Source organism: Micromonospora sp. RV43, assembly GCF_001029515.1.
GTDB classification, from domain to species: Bacteria; Actinomycetota; Actinomycetes; order Mycobacteriales; family Micromonosporaceae; genus Micromonospora; species Micromonospora aurantiaca.
On record NZ_LEKG01000303.1, the window covers coordinates 1 to 4509 of the forward strand.

The following is a 4509-nucleotide window of genomic DNA, read 5'->3' on the forward strand; positions in this document are numbered from 1 at the left end:
ACGTCGACTACGCGCGTGTCAGCAACAGACCGATCTCCTCGCCGGCTTCTTCGCCAGCACCGGCATGACCCTCGAACCCGAGCCACCGAGATAACTCGAACCTTGGCCTTTCAACCTCTGTAGCAGCCATCTGACCAGGGCTTCCTGGGGCGGTGACCTCTTCGGCGTGCCCGAAACCGTCAGCGCCGAGGACTCCGCCTCATGGGTCGGCGACATCCGCTCATGCCGAGAAGCGGACGTTGCCGGGTTGGTCAGGTGGCAGTCGGGGGTGTGAGCCACCGCGAGCGACTGACTTTTTTTGGGTGCTTCACCGTTCGCCAGCCCTGTCGGTTTGCTCGGCACCCACGTGCCGAGGCCAGAACCTGCCTGGAACCATCAGAACCATGACGACCTTCCGCTTGCTGCGGCAGACGAATCGCTCCTCGCGATTCGCTCAGGTCACCGTCGAGGTCGCGGCATCGAGCCGGTCCGAGGTAGAGGTGACCGCCGTCGCGGTCGACGAACACCGGCGGGAAGCTGAGCTGGGCGCTCGGTGGGCTCTGCGTGGACTCCCCGCGGCGGCGAGGGTAACCGTGACCGACGTGGTCATCACCGAGGTCGACACCAGCGTGGGCGACGTCTACGAGGCCACTGCCCACGCCGTGTGGCAGGCGCTGCGCGTCGAGCACCCGGTGCCGTACGTAGGCTTCAGCGATCCCGAGATGGTCGCGTCGTGGCTGAAGAGCATGGTGGGCCGACGGCTCGACGCCGTGACGGAGGCCCGGCACTGGTACGAGGGACGGCGTGAGCCGGACGCCGAGAGCCTGCTGCACGCTTGGTTGTTCTTCGAGTGCGCGGTGCCGGTCGGTCTGAACGGCCGCGGTGACCAACTCCTGCTTGCGAAGGAGGATCCGTACCGTTCCTACGACATGGACGAGCACGGAGAGACCAGGGTCGGCCCGGCACGGCGTCCGGACGTGCTCTCCGGGTTCACTGGGGCTCGACTCACCGACGGCGCTGTGATCCTCGGCCACGACGGCGACGCGGTCTGCGCTGGTCTCGTGCTGCGGTTCGAGAACGGCGACCTCGTTATAGGCACGCTCGGCGACGAGTGGGTCCTCGCCGTCGGCTCGGTGCCGGCGGCCGCGGCTCACTACTGGGCTGTGCAGCCCTTCGTGCGCAGCGGCTGTCGGTAGCGGTTACTCCTTCATCTCCGAGCGGATCAGGCTGCGCATGCCGATCTTGCCCGAGTCATCGTGGGCGCCCGCACGGAACTGGCGGGATCCGGCCATCCCGCCAGTAGCCGGTGCGCCAGCATGCCATCACCCAGACTCCGATAGAGACCATCCGCTCATGCCGCCGTCCGAGCGCCTGATCCGCCTGGCGACAGTGGTTCCTCGCTGATTGGCGGTCTGCGAGGCAGGTCCAGCGAGTTGGGCCCTAGGCTGGGATGGTGGAGACACTGCCGGCCTTCGGCGTGCAGTTGATGCGGCTGGCCGAGTTGCGTGGCGTTGACGCCAACTCCATGGCCTGCCGAGCGGCCGTCCCGGAGCCCCTGATCACATCGGTGCTCGATGGCGGCGAGCCCGATCCGTCACTGCTGCGCCGACTTGCCCCCGTCCTCGGCCTGCATGCAAGCGACGTGTTCGTCATCGCGGGTCAGCGGGTGCCTGACGATCTTGCTCCTCTGGACGCGACCGCAGCCGGCGATCCCGGTTCGCTCTCATGGTCCCTGACGCACCTGCCACGGGCCGTACCGGAGCTGCAGCAGTTCGTCCGGTCGCTGCCTCAGCAGCGCCGCCCGCAGGGGCCGTCGACACCAACGCCGCCGTATCAGAAGTACCCGAACAACGCTGGCGGCTTGGTAGTGCGCCTGCTGCACAACCGCAACGTCAGCTGGTTAGGTGCTGCGAGATACCTGTACGGCCTCGGCCGCCGCGATGTGCTGTCGGCGTCAACGATCGGCGCGATCGGACACGGCAGGAAGCCGCTGACATCCGACCTCCTTGCCGGGTTCGCCTCTTTCCCTGATATCTCATCCCGCGATCTGAGCGCGCTGACCGGCATCGACCTGACCGGCAACCGCCCGCCAGCCCACCCAGACGCAGCCGAGGCCGCCGAGCTGATCTGGAACGCCCGCCGCCTGACCTCCGGCCAACTGCAACAAGTCCGCAGTCGGGCGCACGCCATCCGCCACGAACGCGCCGACGAGCTCCGCCCTCAACTGCGGTGCCACTGCCCCGGCTCTCCCTGAGACGACCCTAGCCAGCGGGGCCCATGCACTGTCATGCGCGAGGCGCGCGGGTCTTGAGGCTCGGGCTACCCGCCAGCGGAGTCCCAGACGTGCTCGAACGCGTCTCGTGTGACGACGAACTGGCTCCAGTCTTCTTCAGGATCATCCAGGCTCGCCTGCCCGAGGCCGCCGTATTGGTCTGCCTCATGTCCGGGCCCGTACCGGAGGACTGGGCCGCGGTCGTACACCTCGACCTGCCGAACCGGCCAACCGTCGTCATCCACCTCGAAGTACCAGACTGAGTGTCCCCAAGCGTCGAACTCGTCGCCGCGCGATTCGTCCCAGCGACGACGATAGAAGCGGCCGTCCATGGCTGTAAGCGTAGGTCCGCGCATGCGCGGATCTGCCGCGAAGCGCTCGTCACCCGAGTGCCGTCGGCGCCGTTCGCCAGCGTCCGGATGTGCCGATGGGCGTGCCCGGTCGCGCCCTCGTTGAACCCTTGCATAGGCTGCGTCGCCATGGACGAGTCGCGCGGGTCAGGGGTCCTCCGTCATCAGTCGCTGCACGACGGGTTCGTACCGGCACAAGGGCCGCAGCAGGCCTTCGCCGACGCTATCGACCGACACATCGAGGAACACTTCGGGCCCGTCGAGTTCGTCTACCACGAGATCGCCTCGCACCTGGTCGGTGTGCATGTCTATGTCGTGGCTCCGACCGAAAAACGCCCGTACCGGACGCTGATCACTTCTGGGATGAGTGAGCTGCCGATGACGGTCCCGGAGGGCCACGACATCAGCCCGTACGCCGAACTGATGCTCAGCTTGCCGGCAGACTGGCCGCTGGCCGAGGTGGCCGGGCTCGGTGACGAAACCGGGTGGCCGCTGCGGATCCTCAAGCAGGTAGCTCGGCTGCCGCACGAGTACGGAACCTGGATCGGCGAATGGCATTCCGTGCCGAACGGCGATCCCGCGCAGCCGTACGCTACGGACACCCCGTTCGCCGGGGTCGTCGTCACGCCGATGCTGCGGGTGCCGCCCGAGGCGCGGACGATCGACGTCGGCGGCGGCATGCGAATCGCGTTGCTCGCGTTGATCCCTCTGCACCCAAAGGAGATTGCAGTCAACGTCGATCGCGGTACCAATGCACTCATCGAAGTCCTCGACCGCGGCCGCATCACCGAGTTGCTGGACCCGCGCCGGCCCTCGTACGCTTGATAGCTCGATCGGACGCGCTGACCAAGGTCACGTGCGCGCTTTTTCCGCTGATGGGCGCGGCATGTCTGAGCTTGTCGGTTGACAAGCGGGCCGTGGGAGCGGATCGGAAGCAGTTGAGCCCAACGGTTGCTGAGCCGGCGTTGGCGTCACTAGGACGGCTTGAGCATGCGGCCACGGAGTCTGACGAACGACGTGCAGGACGGTCCGGCACAGCCTGGAGGCATCAACCCGGTCGCGGGCCCCGGATCGGGGGAGCGGGTTGGGAGCAACAGGGTGCCCTGAACGGCGCTGAACCGCACCGAACGGGATCTGACCGCACCCAACTGCACCCACCCCTGCCTGGGGCTTCGCGCTTCCGCAGGTCAAAGTCCGTGCGGCGTCCTGCTTCACACAACTGCACTCAACGGCAGCGAACAGCAGTCAACGGCACTCAATATCGCCTGGTGGGGGAGTGTTCGCAGGTCAGGCCGGTAAAGGGCTTGTGGGGGCTCGTACCTTACAGGTGGGTGCAGATTGGGTGCAGGTTGTCGAAGTGGTCACCGCACCCGAAGTGCTCACCCATGCCGGGAAGAGCGGATGGCTTCACCTGCGGCGATGTGGGCGAGCGCCTGGCGTGACCTCCCAGAGAACGCCGAAGTGGTCATCTCCGGTTGCTCCCCGCCTGCCTGCTGTCGGCTTCTTCGTCCTGGGCTCGCTGACGCCAGTCGCCGGGACGATCCTACATCGACGTTCGGCTCTAGATCCGCGACGGCGGAGTTGGTAGGGATTCCGGCAGTTGAGACTCGAATCCCACTGGCAGCCATCTGACCAGGGCTTCCTGAGCGGTGACCTCTTCGGCGCGCCCGGAAGCGTCAGCACCGGCGGCTCCGCTTCATAGGCCGACGTCCGCTCATGCCGAGATCAGTGAGCCATTTTCATCGTGACGGCGCAGGTCACGGGCGGTGTGGGAGGCCGGTGTCCAGGTAGGACGAGGCTCCCGGTAAGACAGCAATCGACCAAGATCAGATGCCCCAACCGGGAGCCTCGCTGTGCTGTCTTACCCTGCCGCGATTCCGTTGTCCACCCGCAGCCTGAACCACCTCG

Annotated in this window: 4 protein-coding genes; 3 read left to right on the forward strand and 1 reads right to left on the reverse strand. The window is 66.7% G+C overall.

Annotated elements, in window-relative coordinates; translation table 11 throughout:
- Positions 1-479: 479 nt before the first annotated feature.
- Together ABD52_RS36370 and ABD52_RS36375 are read left to right on the forward strand one after the other, a co-directional pair.
- The gene (locus ABD52_RS36370) at positions 480-1175 is read left to right on the forward strand and encodes a hypothetical protein (RefSeq protein WP_235437673.1); all 696 of its coding nucleotides are present in this window, start codon (positions 480-482) and stop codon (positions 1173-1175) included.
- A gap of 254 nt (positions 1176-1429) precedes the next feature.
- On the forward strand, positions 1430-2233 hold the full coding sequence (locus ABD52_RS36375; protein WP_053065542.1) for a hypothetical protein: 804 nt from the start codon (positions 1430-1432) through the stop codon (positions 2231-2233).
- Positions 2234-2298: 65 nt separating this feature from the next.
- On the opposite strand, the gene ABD52_RS36380 is transcribed toward ABD52_RS36375, so the two are convergent.
- Positions 2299-2583, reverse strand: coding sequence for a hypothetical protein (locus ABD52_RS36380; protein ID WP_047894739.1), 285 nt, complete (start codon positions 2581-2583; stop codon positions 2299-2301).
- A gap of 147 nt (positions 2584-2730) precedes the next feature.
- Here ABD52_RS36380 and ABD52_RS36385 point away from each other — a divergent pair, with 147 nt between their 5' ends.
- Complete coding sequence (locus tag ABD52_RS36385) at positions 2731-3426, forward strand: suppressor of fused domain protein (RefSeq protein ID WP_047894740.1); 696 nt, start codon at positions 2731-2733, stop codon at positions 3424-3426.
- Positions 3427-4509 lie beyond the last annotated feature (1083 nt).